We start from the raw sequence: 20142 nt of genomic DNA on the forward strand, positions 1-20142 counted from the left end.
CATGGCTTTCCCCATCAGAGGAGCTTTCGCTTGACTAGTCCGTCTACTCCCCCCTCTTCAGTTGAACAAGGCCCTACGATCTTTGATGTTCTGGATGCATTACGCGATCACAAATTGCCTGTTGTCCTACTGTCGTTGGCAGGCATATTATGTGCGGCTGCTTATCTGTTCATAGCGGAACCGCGCTTTCGTGCACACTCTATTTTGACTCCCCCCACCCCCACTGATCTGGTCCATTTCAATACTGCCATTCGCACCCTGGGCCCTGAAACAGACGACATTCTTAATGAGCAGACCGGAGAAGCGAGCAAACATCATCTTTCCGAACTCACTCCGGAAGCTGCTTTTCAAATTTTCACCCGGCACCTGAACTCCCCAAAAACCCTCGACGAGTTTTTCGAAACCGTTTATCTCGCTCATCTGAACCACACGAATTTATCCGCCCAGGAAAGAGAAATACTACGAGAACAATTTTCACAAGACCTCAATATCTTGAACTCCAGCCTAAATGGTGTTCCGACAGCAGAGGTAACTCTAAGCAATCGAGACCCCCAGTTAGCCAAAACCTGGACTAACCAATTCGTTGCCATGGCCTTGCGAAACAGTCACGCTGAGGTTCTACAAACGGTACAAAGCACTGCTGATCTGGAGAAAAAAACAACTGACTCTCAGATCACTGCTTTGCGCTTATTTGCAGAAGCAGAGCGACAAGCGCAGATTTCCCGCATAAAGGAAGCCCATGAGATTGCCGTGAGTATTGAACTGGAACATCCCTCTTCTACAGGTAACCTCATTACCTCTTATTCAGGAGACAACCTGTACCTGCGCGGTGCACAAGCCTTGCAGGCACAACTTGATACGCTTCAAAAGCGCCAGAATAATGACCCTTATATCCCTACCCTGCCACTGCTAAAAGCTAAGTTGGACTTGTTAGGCAGCATCGATGTGGCTCAACTTTCAGGGCAAGTTGCGACCATAGACCAGCCCGCTATTGAGCCAAGTACGCCTTATAAACCACGTACATTAATAACTCTCGCTATAGGCCTATTTGGTGGCTTAGGGATTGCCTGTCTTTATATCTTGACCAGGCTGTCATATTTATTCAGGCAAAAAGCAACGGCCCCAGATCGGTAATCTCACACACTCACTGTGATCTACTATCTCTTTCTCTTTCTGGCACTGCTTTACCTCTATCTGCTTGGGGTCTCTCCACGACTCCAGGTTTTTTTGTCGCTGCTAATACTGTGCGTTTTTTCTGGCATACGCTTCAATGCGGGATATGACTATCCTGTTTATTATGAGCTTAGCCAAAAAGATGATTACGACTGGTTCGAGCCTTTATCCCGTGTTCTTATGGATATTGGCTATCACACTGATCCTGTTCTGTTATTTATTCTATCCAGTACACTGATCGCAACATTCTATTATCTTGCGTTCGATCGCTACAGTCGGCTCTACCAATGGCACCCGGTAGGTCTTTTTGCCTTTCTAGGCCTACCTATCGCATTTCTGGATAGCTTAGGGGTGATTCGTCAATTTATCGCCATCGCTATTTTTGTTTATGTTGCCAGCAACATCCATCGTCGCACATTAATTTCTATGGCCTGGCTGCTAATTGCAGCTCTGTTTCATAAATCAATCCTGGTCCTCTTCCCTCTGGTGATACTAAGACGTTGGCTATCCAAGCCGCACTCTTGGCTCATCTATGTGCTAGTGTGGGCTTGCTTCCTAACAGTAGGACCATTGCTAATTACCGCTGTCTCGCAATACACAGGCCTATACACCAGCTACTTTACCTTGCACCTCTCAAGCAGCGGCCTCAAGATTTATGCTTTACTTTCTTTGATATACCTCTTCTTTTTAATTAATAGAAAATATATATTAGAAAATAGCAATCACACCTTCTTATTCCATTGTTATTTTATTGGGATTCTGCTCTTCTCAGCAGCCCTTCCTTTTGGAATTCACATATCAAGAATAAGTTGGGCACTACTGGCTGTTCATCCCCTTTTATTCGGAATAGTATTTTACAAAAAAACCCCACTTCTACGCGGGGCTTTCATTACATCCTGTGCACTTACAATGAGCCTGTCGCTCTTTCTTGCACATAAAAATCCAGAACGGGATTTTTTGAACCAGTACCAGCCTTTTTTCCTTTTAGATAAATTCGAACGAGATTTTATCGTCGAGAAATCCTTACAAACAGAAATCCAGCGTCAAGACTGATTAAGTGCTGCTTCCAGACTCAAGACCTATGGCTGCTATCAATGCGTGCATCCTGCGAGCCTGTGAAGCCGGTGACAAATACAAATGAAAGGCCTCCAAAGCCAACTGGCGACGGCGTAAAAGCTCATCCGGATCCGCAAACAAGGCCGCCAATCCACGGACCATCTGACCAACATCCTTCACCACCTCAATAACACAACGGTGGCGATCCGAAGACAACACATCTTCGTAGCCCTCTGCTGCATTTGCCAAGCAAATAACCGGCAAGCCGTAGGACAACGCTTCAGCAACCTTGGTTTTCATACCACTTCCCCAAGCGACAGGTGCCAAATACACAGACGCACCACGGAAAAAAGCTTGCATCTGCACACTACTTGGCGACTCCAGCCTCTCAAAATGCTCTCCTGCCATAGAACATTTCGACAGGTTTGCCCCAGCAGCGGCAAAGCTCACCTCATGCCCCACAGCAGACAAGCGGAACTGCTCAGCAGCCTGAGCAAACATCTGTAATGCACTGACGTTGGGAGCAAAGCCAAAATGGCCGGTAAAAATAACGCGGGGACGTTGAGTAGGCCTTAAGTCGGCAGCAGATATACCGGCCTCGACGGTGATCGGCAAGATTTCATGTACTGCTGGCTGTCCATATCGAGCGATATACACATCCCGGTCTTTACGCGTAATAAACGAAATAAAATCCGCTTGTAAACAACGTTTTTCAGCTGCATGAATCTCGCAACTGTCTATTCTCCGCTCCAGCTTACGCAGAAAACTATTTGCCTCATGCTGCCTTCTCAAATCGTATTCTGAATTATCAGAAATAATACCGAACCGCTTGCCTGGCAACTGACGCTTCAACGTACTCAGAATGCGGCCACACCGAGAATTATGCAGGACAACCAGGTCAGCTTTTTGAGCATGCTGGGCAATCAGCCCAGCACTGGTTCCAAGAAAGGTAGGATTGAGCATCGCTCGGGAAACGATATCCGAACGTACCGTTTTCGGCACATAAACATATCGTACGTTGTCAGGCAACGTGACACTTTTCTCTCCGACCTCTTTGGAGATGACAGTCACTTCACTCACCTGGCCCAAGCCGGCAAATGCCGTCACTACAGAGCGCAAATAAAGCCCGCCACCAGACAGTTCCTGGACGCCATTTAAAGAAACAATCAGAACTTTAATGCTCACCGCTTTCACACCCGGCCATATGTATCTTCGAGACGAACAATATCGTCCTCACCCAGATAAGCCCCCGTCTGCACCTCAATCAGTTCCAGAGAAATCTTGCCTACATTCTCTAAACGATGAGTTGTTCCCAAGGGAATGTAAATAGATTCGTTCTCGGATAACAGATGCTGCTCTTCACCCCTGGTCACCAGGGCCGTACCTTTGACGACAATCCAGTGTTCGGAGCGCTGATAGTGCTTCTGCAAGCTCAATGCAGCTCCCGGCTTCACAACAATACGTTTGACCTGAAAGCGATCACCACTATCAATGCTGTCATACGAGCCCCAGGGGCGCACGACATTACGATGCGTATCGGCTTGGGCAACATTGGACTTTCTCAGATCCTCAACAACGTGTTTGATTTTTTCTACTTCCGAAGCCTGAGCTACCAGCACAGCATCTGCCGTTTCCACTATCTGCAGGTCTTGCAGCCCCAGACCGACAACCACACGATGCTCAGCTCGAATGCTGGTGCCCGAACAGCCATACGCATAGGCTTGACCCGACAGACGATTGTTTTCCTCGTCAGGCTCCTGGACTGCTGACAAAGCATTCCAGCTACCCACGTCACTCCAGGCCCCGCGAAACGCGGTCATCATGACCTTGTCACTTTTCTCCAGCACAGCATAATCGAAACTGTCTTCAGGGGTCTGGGCAAAGACTTCTGCATCTGGACGGAAAAACAAGCCATCCACCTGCCCTGCTTGGAACGCCCGGGAGACATGATCCAACATGTCAGGAGCCAAGGTCCCCAACTCGCTCAACAGTACATCTGCTTTGGCCAGAACCATGCCTGAATTCCAAAACACATTACGGTTGGCCAGCAACTGAGTGGCAAGCTCCAGTGACGGCTTCTCGATAAAAGCCTTGACCGGCACAGCAGATTCTTCACCCAGCTCATGCTCACTTTCTATATAACCGTAGGCAGTACTAGGGAAGGTAGGCTGCACGCCGAAGATCACGATTGCTCCCTGCTCGGCAGCAGGCACCGCTCGACGTATACACTCCTCAAACAACTGCCCGTCCGGGATAAAATGGTCTGCAGGACAAATCAGCAATAAGTCATCAGGGCCAACGGCCATTGCCGCCAACGCCACAGCAGGGGCCGTATTCTTGGCAACAGGTTCCAATATGATTTGGCCCAGCAAGCCCACTGCCTCCAGCTCATTGCTGATCAGAAAGCGATGCTCCTCGGAGCCAATACAGACCAAAGATCCACCCTGCATCAAGGGGCTCAATCGCTCCAGTGTCAACCTGAGCAAGCTGCGATCATGAATGACAGGAGCAAACTGTTTTGGAAAACTTTTCCGGCTAAGTGGCCATAACCGGGTTCCTGATCCACCACACAGCACTACCGGAGAAATCACAGGCTTAGTCATCAATTACCTACTTCAAAGTACGCTATATTATAAAGTCCGGCGGATTCCGTTCCTGCGTAGAAAACGCACCTCATCATAACCGGACTGTCCCGAAGGTCGGAGTATGGCATAGGCGCCCATTTACCACTTGTATCGATACACTCTTAATTGCATCCTTACCTGTAGACGCCCAATGACAGCCGTGTCGTTTTTTATGATTCAAATAGTGTTCTGGCACAACTCATCTCCACCTCAGCCCTGAAACACCACCTTACCGACCACCACTATTGCCAGATAAAGTGTGGCAGACCAGCAGGCGAGAAGTTTGTGACTCTTTGCCAAAGCGCCCTCACCCTCAAATATTCATGTCCTTAAAAAACGAATTCGCCCTTGTCAGTGTCATCATGCCAGCCTACAACGCTCAAGCTACTCTGGTCGATTCTGCTCGCTCTGTGCTCGAGCAAACTTACCCCCACCTTGAGCTTTTGATCATTAACGACTGTTCAACCGATAACACTAGTCAGGTGATGCAGGATCTAGCACAAGAGGATGCCAGAATCCGTTTAATACAGTGTGAAACTAATGGGGGCGTTGCGCGGGCCCGTAATGCCGGGATAGCGCTTGCCCAAGGACAGTACATCGCTTTTTTGGACTCAGACGACTTATGGCTACCTGAAAAGCTGGAAAAACAACTCGAGCTAATGCACGCCACCAAAAAACTGGTTTGCACTAGCGCATATTACCGGTTCCGAGAGCCTGGACAGTGGCTGAGCACCTCATCTCCTCCTCAATACACCAACTATCACCAACTTCTTCAAGGCAATGTCATCGGCAATCTGACCGGACTGTATGACTGCCATGCGCTGGGCAAATTTTATCAGCAGTCCATTCGCCACGAAGACTATCTCATGTGGCTGGAAATCACGCGCAAGGCAGGCACAGTCTGCGCAGTACCTGAACCTTTGGCTGCTTACCGGGTGGGCCATCCCTCACTATCATCAAACAAATTTAAATCGGTTCAATGGACCTGGGAAATCTATCGTAAGCACCTAGGCCTGTCTGCGCCATACAGCACGTATCTGATGCTGCACTACCTCAGCAAAGCCATCCTCAAAAGACTTTAATCCCATGAATGTTTCATCGCAGACCGCAGCCTGGGTAGACATACTGCTCGTCAATTACAACGGTGGTAGCCAAATTCTGGAGACCATAGCGAGTATCGAGCAGCACAGTACACCAGCTACTTATCGCATTACCGTCGTGGATAATGGCTCCAGTGATGATAGCTGTGATCAGATCGAACAACGCTACCCGCAGGTTCAATTGCTGCGCACAGGAGCAAACAACGGGTTTGGCAAAGGCTGCAATATCGGCGCACGCCACACCGATGCACCTCACATCCTGTTGCTTAATCCAGATGCTCAGTTGCTGTGCAATGTAATTGAAATCTTTCAGCAGTATTTGGCAATCCCCCGCTCGGGACCACAGCCCATCCTGGGAGGCTTATCTGTCGATAGCCAAGGCAGACCAAGCTATGCCTATGAGCACTTTCCCACGCCACTGTCACTAGCTCTCAAAGCGCTCGGGCTGGGGCGCTTGCTGACTCCTTCGTACACCCGCACAGAACCTCACCAGGTGGACTATGTTTCGGGCTCCTTGCTGCTAATCGGTCGCGAGCAATTTCAACAGCTTCACGGCTTTGACGAGTCGTTCTTTCTCTACTTTGAAGAGACAGACCTGCAATATCGAGCAAGGCAACAAGGCATTGCTTCCATCCATATTCCTGCCGCGCGTTACTTGCACGAGTCAGGCGGCACATTTACAGATGAGTCATTCCGGGGCCGTTGCTATAGCGACGGGATGCAAGTCTATCTAAACAAGCACTACAAGCACTGGGGGCCACTCTTACATCGCCTCTACCATCTGATCCACGGCACTTTGCAACCTCTGAAAAACTGGGTCAAGAAGCGCTTGTCATCAAGAACCTAACGTGCTCCAAAACCTGTAGCCATCGTCTTTAGTGTCAGAAAGGTAATGTAGAGATCCAGCATGATTGAACAGTTCTTAATATAGTAAAGATCGTGCTGAATCTTGACCCGGGTATCTTCTGCATTGGAAACATACCCATGACGAACCTGTGCCCAGCCCGTAATGCCAGGTTTGACGACATGACGATAACTATAAAAAGGAATCAGTTCGTCAAACTCCTTCACAAAAGAGGGTTGCTCGGGCCGCGGCCCGATCAGACTCATATCCCCGCGCAATACGTTGTAGAACTGCGGTAACTCGTCAATACGCAGTTTACGAATAATCCGCCCTACTCGCGTAATACGCGGATCATCTTCCCCTGCAAACTGCTCACATGCGTCCCGATCAAAACGCATGCTGCGCAGCTTGTATATGGTGAACGGACGGTTACCCTGCCCCACTCGCACTTGCGAGTAAATTGCCTTGCCCGGACTTTCCAATCGAATCGCCAATGCTGTCAGCAGGCACACGGGCACCACAACAACAGCGCTCAACAAGACAATCGTGTAATCGAAAACGGCCTTGCTTATCTCATATTGACGCGAAGGCAACAAAGAGCCGATATTATTCTCAGACATTCGATCAATCCGCACGCGTCCGGTCACCGACTCAAAAACCTGCCTAGCACTGTATACAGCAATCCGTTGCAATGCACAGCGAGTGAGAAAGCGTTCGCCATTTGCATCCAGACACGAAAAATCTGCCACAACCCCATCGAACCGCCGCCCGGTAAGATCAAAATCAGAAATATAACGAGCATCCAAACCTGGCAGCCCAGTCAGCAAGTCCGCCTCGCCACCCGGCAACACAGCTAATTTGACAATACGATATCGACTGGTCAAAAAATACTCAAGATGCAACCAGCACACGGACAAAACCCCGCTGCTTAGCAACAGAGCCCGCGATGCATCAAAGCGCAAAAAAAATGTCACCACATACAGCAGGATGTATACACAAAGCACCGTGGGCGCAATAAGCCACGCACTATGAGCCCCCGGATAGTCAGAGGAACTTTTATTAATACTTAGCTTGCTGACGACAAAAGCACAGCTGGTTAATATCCATGCTGTTAACTGCCCCACATCCGGATGAAGCAGAACGCGTGTTCCCCACAAGCCTAAGGCAGGGGTAACAACAGTCACCAACAGGCCGCACAACAGGGAAATAGGCAGAGACAGCAACAGCAACTCATGCAAGCGCTGAAATCGACGAATTTTTAACTGGCTCATTCTGAATCGGTGGTCCAATATTTCAAGTTGGAGTCAAAAAACATTATACGCATAGGGTGTTACAACTAAATATTGGTCGTATCGCGAAAACGCTTATATTTATCTAAATAAATGAGAATCACTACTATTAAAATAATTCCTAAGTTATCTCATCTTCACGATTGTTGCGGATGCTAAGCTTTGTAAATTGTAACCTACAGCAACCTTTTTCTGACCGTTTAAATGGTCAACATCCAATAAACCGACGCGTACAATACAGCCCACCATGCAACGACCTTCTTTCAATTTTGCCACATACGCAAATTTAGGTATTAACCTGGGTTTTTCACTGTTTTTCGCCAGTATCCTATCTACACGAAGTGTATATGCCGTTGCGGCAGGCTTATTGCTAGTGAGCTCGCTGCCATTGTGCTTTCAACGCCCCCTCCAACCCTACGCGGAAAACTCAGTTAACAGAGGGCTGAATGTACTGCTGCTCTTGATCTTCCTGAACGGGCTTACCATGTGGCTTTATCACGATGATGCCGTCCGTCAGCTTGACCTGATCAGCCGCTACCTGTTGCTACTGCCCGTTCTGTATGCCTTGAGCAAGGCGACACTCAAACCTGGCTGGATCTCAGCTTCCTTTGCATTGGGCAGCCTGTCTTGTCTATGGCTAGTTTACGCACAATTAGGAGGTGAACTTCACAATGGCAGGGTTTATGGCTATACCGGTGCAATTCAGTTTGGCAATATTGCCCTCCTGCTTGGGCTATTTTGCCTGACTGCTTTACTTGCGCAATGGCGCACCAAGGAGTTCAGACGTGGCCCTGGCGCTCTCTATGCCTTGGGGGCCCTCGCAGGCTTGTTCGCCTCTCTGGCCTCTGGAAGCCGAGGAGGATGGATTGCGTTACCCCTCGCCCTTGCCATACTGATTATCGGATACACACCCAAACGCTATGCCGTACGCGGCATCACAAGCTGTGCGTTGGTGGTACTCCTTGCCGGTGCCCTCCTGACACAAAGTTCCTTTGTTCAAGAACGATATAAGCTGGCTGCCCAAGACATTACCCAGTTCCAGGAAGGCAACGCCAATACATCAATAGGTGCTCGTCTAGCAATCTGGCAAGCCAACTGGGAACTAATCAAGCAACGTCCTATTGTGGCCTGGTCCAATATTGAATATCAAGAAGCACTAGAACAACTTACACAAAACAGAGCTGACGCTCCAATTATTCTCGGCCTGGCAAACTCACATAACAACTATATTGAAACATGGTTACATTTTGGAATTAGCGGCTTATTTCTTTTAATTTCTTTATTTTCTTTCTGCTTTTATCACTTTATCACAAATATTTTCCATAAAAACCCATTAATAAAGCAATCTGCCATTAACGGATCTATTCTTATAGTAGTTTATTCAATTTCCAATCTCACACAAAACATGATGGAAAGAAATAACACGTTATTATTTTTTCTATTATCTCTTTCCGTTTTTTGGAGTTTCATGAACTTCAATAAAAAAAATCATTCATCTGTTTCTTTATCCACACAATGAGTTTAATCAAAAACTCCTTCTGGAATTTAGCAGGGTATGCTGCTCCACTCATTATTGCCATTCCGGCGATGGGTGTTATCGCTCGTCTATTGGGAGTAGAGCAGTTTGGTATTTTCACCTTATTTTTTGCTGTCGTTGGCTACGCCAGTCTGTTTGACCTGGGCATCAGCCGTGCCGTCATTCGTTCCGTTGCAATAGAGCAAGACAACCCGGCAGGCATCCATAGCATCCTGGGTACCTCAACTATCCTGGTCGCGGCAAGCAGCCTGCTCGCATTGCTACTTATCACCGGACTCAATACCACGCTGGTGCAATGGCTTTCAATCAGCCCTGAATATCAGGCAGACAGTGCACGAGCTTTTTCCATACTAGCCGTGACTCTTCCTCTCGTACTACTGAGCTCGGTATGGTTTTCCTACTTGGAAGGCATGTCCAATTTTCGCCTTCTTAATATGCTCAGGACTCTCAGCGGAATTTTTCTCGCTATTTTTCCATTGATTGGCGTCTGGGTGCATGCTGATTTGAGCCACGCTGTCTGGGGGCTGTTCTTTGGCCGTTTACTAACTGCCCTGATCGCCTATATCTGGAGCTTACCCGGCCCATCTCGCAAGTATCTGTTGCAGTGGAAAACGGCAACAGCTTTTTCCCTTTTCCGTTTCGGCGGCTGGCTAACCGTCAGCAATTTAATCAGCCCCTTAATGGTGTATTTTGATCGCTTTTTGCTCTCTACAATGAATGGAGCCAAAGTCGTGGCCTTTTACACTGGGCCAGCTGAAGCGATCACCCGACTACTAGCCATACCTGGGTCAGTGGTCAGAGTCATCTTCCCCGTGCTCAGCGCACGCAGCGGCACTGGCAATGAAACGCGGTTATCCTACCTGCTGCTATGTGGTGTATGTGGCGTCATTTCACTAGCAGGCATTTTGCTGGCAAAGTGGATTCTGCTTTTATGGCTAGGACAAGACTTTCTGGGAGACGCCGTTCCTGTACTGCAGATTCTTTTGGTCGGTTTTTTCTTTAATGCCGTCGCGCAAATCCCGTATACCGTCATTCAAGCAGCAGGCCACTCACGCGTCACAGCCTTGTTGCACCTGGCCGAGATCATGCCCTATTTAGGGCTGCTCTATTTGAGTATCAACCAGTGGGGCGTCATCGGCGCTGCACTGGCATGGACGATACGAGTCGGCATAGATTGCCTGGCACTTGTTCTGTTGTCTAAACGATATCGCTAACTCTCACTATCCGAGTCTTATCTTTTGTCTAACCGCACTAACGAGATCACCTTATGCGCATTCTAGTCACCGGCGGAGCGGGCTTTATCGGCTCGGCAGTTATCCGTCACTTGATCCTGGATACGAATCACAGCGTCCTTAATGTTGACAAGCTAACTTACGCCGGGAATCTGGAATCAGTTGCTCCGGTAGCGAGCAATCCCCGATACCAGTTTGCTCATGCCGATATATGCGACGCCTCCCAGATGAGCCAGTTGCTCACGCAGTTTTGTCCTGATGTGATCATGCACTTGGCCGCGGAATCCCATGTTGATCGTTCTATCGACGGACCCGCTGCATTTATTCATACTAACATCATGGGCACTTACACCCTACTGGAAGCAGCACGACACTACTGGTCAAGCTTGCCGGTTGAGGATCAAGCCAGATTCCGCTTCCATCATATCTCTACAGACGAGGTGTATGGCGATCTGGATGGAACGGATAAATTGTTTGTGGAAACAACACCATATGCGCCCAGCTCGCCCTATTCTGCGAGCAAAGCCAGCTCCGATCATCTGGTCCGCGCCTGGCACCGTACTTATGGGCTACCCGTACTGATTACCAACTGCTCCAACAACTATGGGCCTTACCACTTTCCGGAAAAGCTCATTCCTCACGTTATCCTGAATGCCCTGAAAGGTAAGCCCTTGCCGATCTATGGCAAAGGCGATCAGATCCGGGATTGGCTATATGTCGAAGACCACGCACGTGCGTTAGTACTGGTGGCTACAACTGGCAAGGCGGGTGAAACCTACAATATTGGCGGCCATAACGAAAAACAGAACCTGGAAGTCGTACAAAGTATCTGTACTATTCTGGAAAAATTGGCTCCTGGCAAACCCAAGGGAATCAAACAATACGCCGATCTGATCTCTTTTGTCACAGACCGCCCAGGTCACGACAAACGCTACGCAATCGATGCAAGCAAAATTGCCAATGAACTAGGCTGGCAACCCAAAGAAACATTTGAAACAGGACTGCGCAAGACCGTGGCCTGGTATCTGGAAAACACGGACTGGTGGGAACGAGTACTTAGCGGCGACTACCGTCTGGATCGTATAGGAAACAAGGCATGAAAGGCATTATTTTGGCAGGCGGGTCAGGGACTCGCCTTCACCCCATCACCATGGGCGTATCCAAACAACTGCTGCCCATCTACGATAAACCGATGATTTTCTATCCTTTATCGGTTTTGATGCTGGCGGGCATCAGGGAAATCTTGATTATCTCCACCCCTGAAGACCTTCCTAATTTTCGCAAGCTACTTGGAGATGGTTCTCGCTACGGCTTGTCTCTGTCTTACGCCGAACAACCCTCTCCGGATGGATTGGCCCAAGCCTTTATTATTGGTGCCGACTTCATCGGCCAAGACAATGTCAGTCTGATTCTCGGAGATAATATTTTCTACGGATACGGCTTTAGCCAAATGTTGCGCGAAGCTGCAGAACGAAAAACAGGCGCAACTGTCTTTGGCTATCAAGTCAGTGACCCGGAACGCTTTGGCGTTGTCGAATTCGACGCCCAAGGTAAAGCGATTTCGATTGAGGAAAAACCCTCCAAACCCAAATCCAACTTTGCTGTAACTGGCCTGTATTTTTACGATAACCGGGTAGTCGACATCGCCCGTCAAGTCAAACCTTCTGCCCGCGGCGAGCTGGAAATCACAGACGTCAACAATGCCTACCTGGAGTCCGGCGAATTACACGTAAGCCTTTTAGGCAGAGGCTTCGCTTGGCTGGATACAGGCACTCACGAAAGCCTGCAAGAAGCTGGCACTTTCGTGCGCACAATTGAACATCGTCAAGGCCTGAAAGTCGCCTGCCTGGAAGAGATTGCTTTCAATCAGGGGTGGCTCAGTCGTGAACAGCTACACAAACAAGCCCAGACATTATCTAAAACTGGCTACGGCCAATACCTACTGAAACTGGCTGGAGCACAAAATGAAGGTGATTGAAACGGCACTGAATGGCGTCCTGATCATCGAACCACGTGTCTTTGGCGACGAACGAGGGTTCTTTAAAGAGACATTCAGTGTCGAACGGTATCGTGATCAAGCCGGTATTACATTGCCATTCGTTCAAGATAATCACTCCCGTTCGCAGCAAGGCGTTTTGCGTGGGATGCATTTTCAGCGCACCCGGCCACAAGGCAAGTTAGTCAGCGTAACACGGGGCACAGTTTATGATGTCGCGGTCGATATCAACCCCTCCTCACCTACATTTGGCACCTATGTCGGAGTAGAACTTAGCGACAGCAATCACCGCCAGCTATGGGTTCCCCCAGGCTATGCACACGGATTCTGCGTTCTGTCCGAAATGGCCGACTTCACCTACAAATGTACCGACTACTATTTCCCCCAGGACGAGGCCGGACTTGCTTGGGATTGTCCTGAAGTGGCAATAGCATGGCCAATCCCAAACCCGAAACTATCTGATAAAGATACACAGTATCCGGGCCTCCAAAAACTGGCGACACAGCAAAGAACCTAAGCTCCCATGTCACGCACCCTAATTCTTGTTACAGGAGCTCAAGGCCAGCTTGGACAATCCTTCCAGTGGATACACAAGTTCGGGCCTAAGAGCAGTGACCTGATTCTGCTCGGCCGAGATAAGCTCGATATCACCCAAACAGATTCAATCGCACGCGCCTTAGATCAGTACAAGCCAACAGTCCTAATCAATGCAGCGGCTTACACAGCAGTGGATAAAGCCGAGTCCGAACCAGAGACAGCACATCTGATCAACGGTATAGCTCCCGGCATTCTGGCCGCTGCCTGCGCCGAACGCGGCATAGCGCTTATTCATGTCTCCACTGACTATGTGTTTGACGGCCTGGCAAGCCAGCCCTATGCCGAAGATGCTCCTACCTGCCCTGCCAGCGTTTATGGACAAAGTAAGTTGGCGGGCGAGCAAGCAGTCCTGACCGCCCTGCCCTCGTCCATCATTTTGCGCACCAGTTGGGTATTCAGCCAGTTTGGAAACAACTTTCTGAAGACCATGCTACGCCTGGGGCGGGAACGCACTGAACTGAGCATTGTTGATGACCAGATTGGTGGCCCTAGCTACGCGCCACATATTGCTCAAGTGTTACTTCAACTGGCAGAACGGCTGTGTGAGTCCAAACAGGACACCGGCAAGCAGCAGTCTCCATCAGGTGTCTACCATTTTGCTGGCCAACCCTCTGTAAGCTGGTATGGCTTTGCCCAAGAAATCTTTGACCAGGCAGTCAAACTTGATCTGTTGGCACAAGCACCAACGTTGACCGCTATCTCTACTAACCAGTACCCAACACCTGCCAAGCGGCCGGCGCAATCCAGTTTGCAACAAGGCAGGCTGGATGCTTTGCTAGGGGCACAAGCTATCGAAAGAGACTGGCGGCGCGGCATCAAGCAAAGCCTGCTTGCCCTGAAACAGATGCGGTGAATCATGCCGCATGACTGCAACAGGCCAAGCTGATGGTGTGCTTATTCTGTGCTGCGATAGCTGGGTCCAATAAATCAGGCACACCAACTACCACTTGGTATCCCCGCCCATATCTCTGACATAGTCGCCGCTGAGGCGGGCGGGCGCAGTAGCAGTTGCAGTTACAGTTGCAGTTGCAGTTGCAGTTGCAGTTGCAGTTGCAGTTGCAGTTGCAGTCAGAAAAAGTAGATATTCAACCCCACCCTTCTGTCTACACCAAACACAAAAAAGCCACCCCTAAGGGTGGCTTTTTTGCGGATGCTACCGACTTGAGATCAGTGCTTGCGCACGTCACGCAGGCGTCGTGCTGCAGCAGCTTGAGCGGCCAGCATGGCCAGCTCGGCTTCCACAACAGCGATGTCGGCCTTGTCCTTGGTGTTGCGCAGGGCCTCTTCCGCATGTTTGCGGGCTTCCAGGGCCTTTGCTTCATCCAAGTCGTGTGCGCGAATCGCGGTATCCGACAATACAGTGACTTTCCCAGGCTGAACCTCGAGTATGCCGCCAGCGACAAAGATATGCTCTTCGCTGCCATCGTCCATAACGATCTTCAGCGTGCCGGGACGAATCCGCGAGATCAGTGGAGTGTGTCCGGGCAAAATACCCAGCTCTCCAGCCTCGCCAGGCAGCGCCACGAACTTTGCCTCACCGGAAAAGATCGATTCTTCGGCACTGACCACGTCAACATGAAGCTTAGCCATGAGTAATCCTTATTACTGAATAGTCTTGGCTTTTTCGAAAGCCTCGTCGATGGAACCGACCATGTAGAATGCCTGTTCTGGCAGAGCATCACACTCGCCGTCGACGATCATCTTGAAGCCGCGCAGGGTTTCAGCCAGTGGAACATATTTACCAGGCGAGCCGGTAAACACTTCTGCCACGTGGAAAGGCTGAGACAGGAAGCGCTGGATCTTACGAGCGCGGGCAACAGCCTGCTTGTCTTCTGGAGACAGCTCGTCCATACCCAGAATGGCGATAATATCGCGCAGTTCCTTGTAGCGCTGCAGCGTTTGCTGAACACCGCGAGCCACTGCGTAGTGCTCTTCACCCACAACTTGTGGATCCAGCTGACGGCTGGTGGAGTCCAGAGGATCCACAGCGGGGTAAATACCCAGAGCAGCAATGTCACGAGACAACACAACGGTGGAGTCCAAGTGCAAGAAGGTCGTAGCAGGCGATGGGTCAGTCAAGTCATCGGCTGGAACGTAAACGGCCTGGATGGACGTAATCGAACCGGTCTTGGTGGAGGTAATACGCTCTTGCAGCTTACCCATTTCCTCGGCCAGCGTAGGCTGGTAACCCACTGCGGAAGGCATACGACCCAGCAGAGCGGACACTTCGGTACCGGCCAGCGTGTAGCGGTAGATGTTGTCCACGAAGAACAGGATGTCACGGCCTTCGTCACGGAACTTCTCGGCCATGGTCAGACCGGACAGTGCCACACGCAGACGGTTGCCTGGAGGTTCGTTCATCTGACCGAACACCATGGCCACTTTGGACTCGCTCAGGTTGTCCATCTGGATAACGCCAGCATCAGCCATTTCGTGGTAGAAGTCGTTACCTTCACGGGTACGCTCACCCACACCGGCAAACACGGACAAACCGCTGTGTGCCTTGGCGATGTTGTTGATCAGCTCCAGCATGTTCACGGTCTTGCCCACACCGGCACCACCGAACAGACCAACCTTACCACCCTTGGCGAACGGGCAGACCAGGTCAATCACTTTAATACCGGTTTCCAGCAGCTCTACGGAAGGCGACAGTTCGTCGAAAGTAGGAGCAGCCTGGTGAATGGCGCGACGCTCGTCAGACTGGATAGGGCCGACTTCGTCGATCGGGCGACCCAGAACGTCCATAATGCGGCCCAGGGTGCCAACACCCACAGGTACGGAGATAGGAGCGCCCGAACCGGCCACTTCCATACCGCGACGCAGGCCGTCGCTGGAGCCCATGGCGATGGTGCGAACTACACCGTCACCCAATTGTTGCTGTACTTCAAAAGTCAGGCCTTTTTCTGCGAAAGCCGAACTTTCGTCAACGAGAGTCAATGCTTCGTAGACTTTAGGGATGCTGTCGCGGGGGAACTGAATATCCACCACGGCGCCGATGCACTGAACGATGGTACCGTTGCTCATGTTGAGTCCTTGCAATATAACTTTGATGGTGTGCCTTGCCGTGATTACACAGCGGCGGCACCCCCCACGATTTCAGAGATTTCTTTCGTAATCGCTGCCTGGCGAGTCTTGTTATAGACCAGCTGAAGATCACCGATAACGGTCTTGGCATTGTCCGAAGCGGCTTTCATGGCCACCATACGGGCAGACTGCTCAGAGGCCATGTTCTCGGCAACGGCCTGATACACCAGACCCTCTACGTAACGCATCAGCAAATCGTCAATAACCGACTTGGCATCGGGTTCGTAGATGTAATCCCAACCGTACTCGGAAGCGTTAACACTTTCTTGAGCGTCTACCTGATCGCCAGCCTGGAAAGGATCTTTCAGACCGGAAGGCAAAGGCAACAAGCGAATAAATGTTGGGTCCTGCTTCATCGTATTGACAAAGCGGCTGGTCGCCAGATAAACAGCATCAATACGGCCTTCCACGAAGTCATCGATCTGCACTTTAATAGCGCCAATCAGACGTTCCAGGTTAGGCGCATCGCCCAAGCCCACTTCCTGAGAAACCAGATTGGCACCAACACGCGCCAATGTTCCAGCAGCTTTACCACCCAGAGCCGTTGTCTGAACGCTAATACCTTTGTCTTCAAACTCGCGAACACGCGCAAGTACCAGACGCAGAATATTGGTGTTCAGGCCGCCACACAGACCTTTGTCCGTGCTGACAACCACGATACCTACCGATTTGACTTCGGCGGGCTCAACCATGTAGGGGTGAGTGTAGTCGGGGTGCGCCTGCATCAGATGCGAAGCAATCTCGCGCACCTTGTCTGCATAGGGACGGCCAGCACGCATCCGCTCTTGCGCCTTGCGCATCTTGGATGCTGCCACCATCTCCATGGCTTTGGTGATCTTGGACGTGTTTTGCACGCTCTTGATCTTAGTACGAATTTCCTTGATTCCGGCCATCACACTTTCCTGTAAGGGCATTATCGGGAGCCCAACTAGGCTGTCGACTCCCGCTAATCATGACGCCGGGGTTTCCGGCGCCTGCCAACAATGATTAGAAAGCGCCGTGCTTTTTGAAGTCCTGGATGGCTGCAACCAACTCAGCCTCGTCTTCTTTACCCAGTTCCTTCTTGCTTTCGATACGCTCAACCAGAGCAGCGAACTTGCTGCGCAGGTGATCTTTCAGGCCTTTTTCGAAAGGCAGAACCTGAGCGACTTCCAGATCGTCGAAGTAACCGTTGTTCACAGCGTACAGGCTCACGGCCAGTTCCCACACAGCCAAAGGCTGGTACTGGGGCTGCTTGAGCAGTTCGACCACGCGCTTACCACGCTCCAGCTGGCGACGGGTTGCGTCATCCAGGTCGGAAGCAAACTGAGCAAACGCGGCCAATTCACGGTACTGAGCCAAGTCGGTACGAATACCGCCGGACAGCTTCTTGATGACCTTGGTCTGAGCAGCGCCACCCACGCGGGACACCGAAATACCGGCGTTAATAGCAGGACGAACACCCGCGTTGAACAGGTCGGACTCCAGGAAGATCTGACCGTCAGTAATCGAAATCACGTTGGTTGGAACGAAAGCGGAAACGTCACCGGCTTGCGTTTCAATGATAGGCAGTGCGGTCAACGAACCGGTCTTGCCCTTCACTTCACCGTTAGTGAATTTTTCTACGTACTCGGCGTTCACACGAGCAGCGCGCTCGAGCAGACGGGAGTGCAGGTAGAACACGTCGCCAGGGTAGGCTTCACGGCCTGGTGGGCGACGCAGCAACAGGGATACTTGACGGTAGGCCCAAGCTTGCTTGGTCAAGTCGTCATAAATGATCAGGGCGTCTTCGCCACGATCACGGAAGTATTCACCCATGGTGCAACCGGAGTAAGGAGCCAGGTATTGCATGGCGGCGGACTCGGAAGCCGAGGCGGCCACAACAATCGTGTACTCCAGAGCACCGTGCTCTTCGAGCTTGCGCACCACGTTGTTGATCGTGGAGGCTTTTTGGCCCACGGCAACGTAGATACATTTAACGCCATTGCCCTTTTGAGCAATGATGGTGTCCACAGCCACGGCAGTTTTACCGGTCTGACGGTCACCAATGATCAGTTCGCGCTGACCACGGCCAATTGGCACCATGGAGTCCACGGCTTTCGTGCCGGTCTGCATGGGCTGGGAGACGGACTCACGGGCAATAACGCCAGGAGCCACTTTCTCGATGACGTCTGTCATCTTGGCGTTGATCGGGCCCTTGCCGTCGATAGGCATACCCAGAGTATCAACCACACGACCCAGCAGTTCGGGGCCAACGGGTACTTCCAGAATGCGGCCAGTTGTTTTAACTGCGTCGCCTTCGGAAACACCGGTGTATTCACCCAGAATCACGGCGCCGACAGAGTCGCGCTCGAGGTTAAGGGCCAGACCGAACGTGTTGTTCGGAAATTCGAGCATTTCGCCCTGCATCACATCGGACAAACCGTGGATACGCGTAATACCGTCGGTCACGGATACGACCGTACCTTGTGTACGAACGTCAGTCGACGCGCCCAGGCCTTCGATGCGGCTCTTGAGCAGTTCGCTGATCTCGGACGGATTAAGTTGCATGTTCAGACTCCTGAAATCCTGTTTACTGACTCGCGCTATGCGGTCAGCGTATCGCGCATGCTGGCCAGCCGGGCCTGCACGGAAGTGTCGAGCACCTGGTCACCAACAATCACCCGAATACCGCCGATAAGGTCAGTGTCGACGGTCACAGTCGGTTTTAGCTTCAGGCCAAACTTTTTCTCCAGCCCAGCGGTCAGCTCAGCAACCTGAGCCTCAGCCATCGGGAAAGCACTGATGATCTGTGCCTGCGCCGTGCCTTCGAGTTGGTGTTTCAATAGATCAAACTGTTCTGCAATTTGTGGCAGCAGCAAGATGCGCTGGTTATCCACCAACAATTGAAGAAAGTTGCGAGCCTTTTCGGTGACCTGTGACTTAACCAGGCCCGTAAAGAGTTCGAGTCGCTGCCCGTTATTCAGGCGCGGATCGTTCAGTGCCTCGCGCACATCGTGGAGACCGGCCACCTGAGCCATTTCGGACAACAGGGCCGACCACGATTCGAGGCCCTGGCTGTCGTCGCGTACGGCGGCGAACAGGGCTTCGGCGTAAGGTCTGGCAATAGTCGATAGTTCAGCCATGGCCTGCCTTGATGTTAAAGTTCTGCCTTGAGCTGCTCGAGCAGCTGGGCGTGCGCATTCGCGTCAACTTCGCGTCGCAAGATTTGCTCGGCACCCTTGACAGCCAAGGCAGCCACTTCGCTACGCAAACCTTCACGTACGCGTTGCACTTCTTGGTTAGCGTCTTGCTGGGCCTGCGCAATAATGCGGGCTTTTTCGGCTTCGGCTTCACGACGAGCTTGCTCCAAAAGAGCAGTCGCTTGTTTTTCAGCGTCGACAATGCGTTGATGGTTCTCGGATTTAGCCGAAGCATCCATCAGGCTGATACGCGCTTGGGCCTGTGCCAGATCGGCCTTGCCTTTATCGGCAGCAGCCAAACCATCAGCGATTTTCTGACGACGATCATCGATTGCTTTCGTCAGTGGCGGCCATACGAATTTCATCGTAAACCAGGCCAAAACGAAAAACACGATCATCTGAAAAAAGAGAGTCGCGTTTAAATTCACGGTCGTATCCCTTCAATACCA

The 20142-nt window shown here is 50.9% G+C and carries 19 protein-coding genes; 10 read left to right on the forward strand and 9 right to left on the reverse strand.

From position 1 onward, the window contains the following. Positions 1–30: 30 nt before the first annotated feature. Positions 31–1134, forward strand: a complete 1104-nt coding sequence (locus OKX01_RS16625) for a Wzz/FepE/Etk N-terminal domain-containing protein (RefSeq protein ID WP_264672087.1) — start codon at positions 31–33, stop codon at positions 1132–1134. Between the two features lie 15 nt (positions 1135–1149). Next, complete coding sequence (locus OKX01_RS16630; RefSeq protein WP_264672088.1) at positions 1150–2226, forward strand: EpsG family protein; 1077 nt, start codon at positions 1150–1152, stop codon at positions 2224–2226. Here OKX01_RS16630 and OKX01_RS16635 read toward each other — a convergent pair whose 3' ends face one another. Further along, positions 2227–3414 (reverse strand): glycosyltransferase, encoded by a 1188-nt coding sequence (locus tag OKX01_RS16635; protein ID WP_264672089.1) that lies wholly within the window; start codon positions 3412–3414, stop codon positions 2227–2229. It lies immediately after the preceding gene. Positions 3415–3419: 5 nt separating this feature from the next. Continuing rightward, complete coding sequence (locus tag OKX01_RS16640) at positions 3420–4832, reverse strand: mannose-1-phosphate guanylyltransferase/mannose-6-phosphate isomerase (protein WP_264672090.1); 1413 nt, start codon at positions 4830–4832, stop codon at positions 3420–3422. A 344-nt stretch (positions 4833–5176) separates the two neighbouring features. On the opposite strand from OKX01_RS16640, the gene OKX01_RS16645 reads away from it, so the two are divergent. Next, on the forward strand, positions 5177–5935 hold the full coding sequence (locus OKX01_RS16645) for a glycosyltransferase family 2 protein (RefSeq protein WP_264672091.1): 759 nt from the start codon (positions 5177–5179) through the stop codon (positions 5933–5935). Between the two features lie 4 nt (positions 5936–5939). Continuing rightward, positions 5940–6800: a glycosyltransferase family 2 protein gene (locus OKX01_RS16650; RefSeq protein ID WP_264672092.1), complete on the forward strand. Its 861-nt coding sequence runs from the start codon at positions 5940–5942 to the stop codon at positions 6798–6800. On the opposite strand, the gene OKX01_RS16655 is transcribed toward OKX01_RS16650, so the two are convergent. Further along, on the reverse strand, positions 6797–8068 hold the full coding sequence (locus OKX01_RS16655) for an exopolysaccharide biosynthesis polyprenyl glycosylphosphotransferase (RefSeq protein WP_264672093.1): 1272 nt from the start codon (positions 8066–8068) through the stop codon (positions 6797–6799). The genes OKX01_RS16650 and OKX01_RS16655 overlap by 4 nt on opposite strands. A 265-nt stretch (positions 8069–8333) precedes the next feature. On the opposite strand from OKX01_RS16655, the gene OKX01_RS16660 reads away from it, so the two are divergent. From OKX01_RS16660 to rfbD, 6 genes are read left to right on the forward strand one after another with little or no spacing between them, the layout of a single operon-like run. Further along, positions 8334–9605: an O-antigen ligase family protein gene (locus tag OKX01_RS16660; RefSeq protein ID WP_264672094.1), complete on the forward strand. Its 1272-nt coding sequence runs from the start codon at positions 8334–8336 to the stop codon at positions 9603–9605. After that, positions 9602–10837 carry a flippase gene (locus tag OKX01_RS16665; RefSeq protein WP_264672095.1) on the forward strand — a complete coding sequence of 412 codons (1236 nt, stop codon included), beginning with the start codon at positions 9602–9604 and terminating at the stop codon, positions 10835–10837. The genes OKX01_RS16660 and OKX01_RS16665 overlap by 4 nt, the downstream gene beginning before the upstream one ends. A gap of 53 nt (positions 10838–10890) precedes the next feature. Then, positions 10891–11955 carry a dTDP-glucose 4,6-dehydratase gene (gene rfbB / locus OKX01_RS16670; protein WP_264672096.1) on the forward strand — a complete coding sequence of 355 codons (1065 nt, stop codon included), beginning with the start codon at positions 10891–10893 and terminating at the stop codon, positions 11953–11955. Further along, positions 11952–12833: a glucose-1-phosphate thymidylyltransferase RfbA gene (gene rfbA, locus OKX01_RS16675; protein ID WP_264672097.1), complete on the forward strand. Its 882-nt coding sequence runs from the start codon at positions 11952–11954 to the stop codon at positions 12831–12833. The genes rfbB and rfbA overlap by 4 nt, the downstream gene beginning before the upstream one ends. Then, entirely contained in the window at positions 12820–13368 is a 549-nt protein-coding gene (rfbC, locus tag OKX01_RS16680) for a dTDP-4-dehydrorhamnose 3,5-epimerase (protein WP_264672098.1), read from the forward strand. The genes rfbA and rfbC overlap by 14 nt, the downstream gene beginning before the upstream one ends. Positions 13369–13374: 6 nt before the next feature. Continuing rightward, positions 13375–14301 (forward strand): dTDP-4-dehydrorhamnose reductase, encoded by a 927-nt coding sequence (gene rfbD / locus OKX01_RS16685; protein WP_264672099.1) that lies wholly within the window; start codon positions 13375–13377, stop codon positions 14299–14301. A gap of 314 nt (positions 14302–14615) precedes the next feature. On the opposite strand, the gene OKX01_RS16690 is transcribed toward rfbD, so the two are convergent. The 6 genes from OKX01_RS16690 to OKX01_RS16715 all read right to left on the reverse strand — a co-directional run bounded on the left by OKX01_RS16690 (position 14616) and on the right by OKX01_RS16715 (position 20121). Beyond that, positions 14616–15038 carry a F0F1 ATP synthase subunit epsilon gene (locus OKX01_RS16690; protein ID WP_094197897.1) on the reverse strand — a complete coding sequence of 141 codons (423 nt, stop codon included), beginning with the start codon at positions 15036–15038 and terminating at the stop codon, positions 14616–14618. A gap of 12 nt (positions 15039–15050) precedes the next feature. Continuing rightward, positions 15051–16472 (reverse strand): F0F1 ATP synthase subunit beta, encoded by a 1422-nt coding sequence (atpD, locus tag OKX01_RS16695; protein WP_042486019.1) that lies wholly within the window; start codon positions 16470–16472, stop codon positions 15051–15053. 44 nt (positions 16473–16516) lie between these two features. Further along, positions 16517–17425 carry a F0F1 ATP synthase subunit gamma gene (gene atpG, locus OKX01_RS16700; RefSeq protein WP_094197899.1) on the reverse strand — a complete coding sequence of 303 codons (909 nt, stop codon included), beginning with the start codon at positions 17423–17425 and terminating at the stop codon, positions 16517–16519. Between the two features lie 94 nt (positions 17426–17519). Next, on the reverse strand, positions 17520–19061 hold the full coding sequence (gene atpA, locus OKX01_RS16705; protein WP_094197900.1) for a F0F1 ATP synthase subunit alpha: 1542 nt from the start codon (positions 19059–19061) through the stop codon (positions 17520–17522). A 35-nt stretch (positions 19062–19096) separates the two neighbouring features. Continuing rightward, positions 19097–19636, reverse strand: a complete 540-nt coding sequence (locus OKX01_RS16710) for a F0F1 ATP synthase subunit delta (RefSeq protein WP_094197901.1) — start codon at positions 19634–19636, stop codon at positions 19097–19099. 14 nt (positions 19637–19650) lie between these two features. Continuing rightward, entirely contained in the window at positions 19651–20121 is a 471-nt protein-coding gene (locus tag OKX01_RS16715) for a F0F1 ATP synthase subunit B (RefSeq protein WP_009464119.1), read from the reverse strand. Positions 20122–20142 lie beyond the last annotated feature (21 nt).

This window comes from Alcaligenes sp. SMD-FA, from assembly GCF_025960365.1.
GTDB lineage: Bacteria > Pseudomonadota > Gammaproteobacteria > Burkholderiales > Burkholderiaceae_B > Alcaligenes > Alcaligenes aquatilis.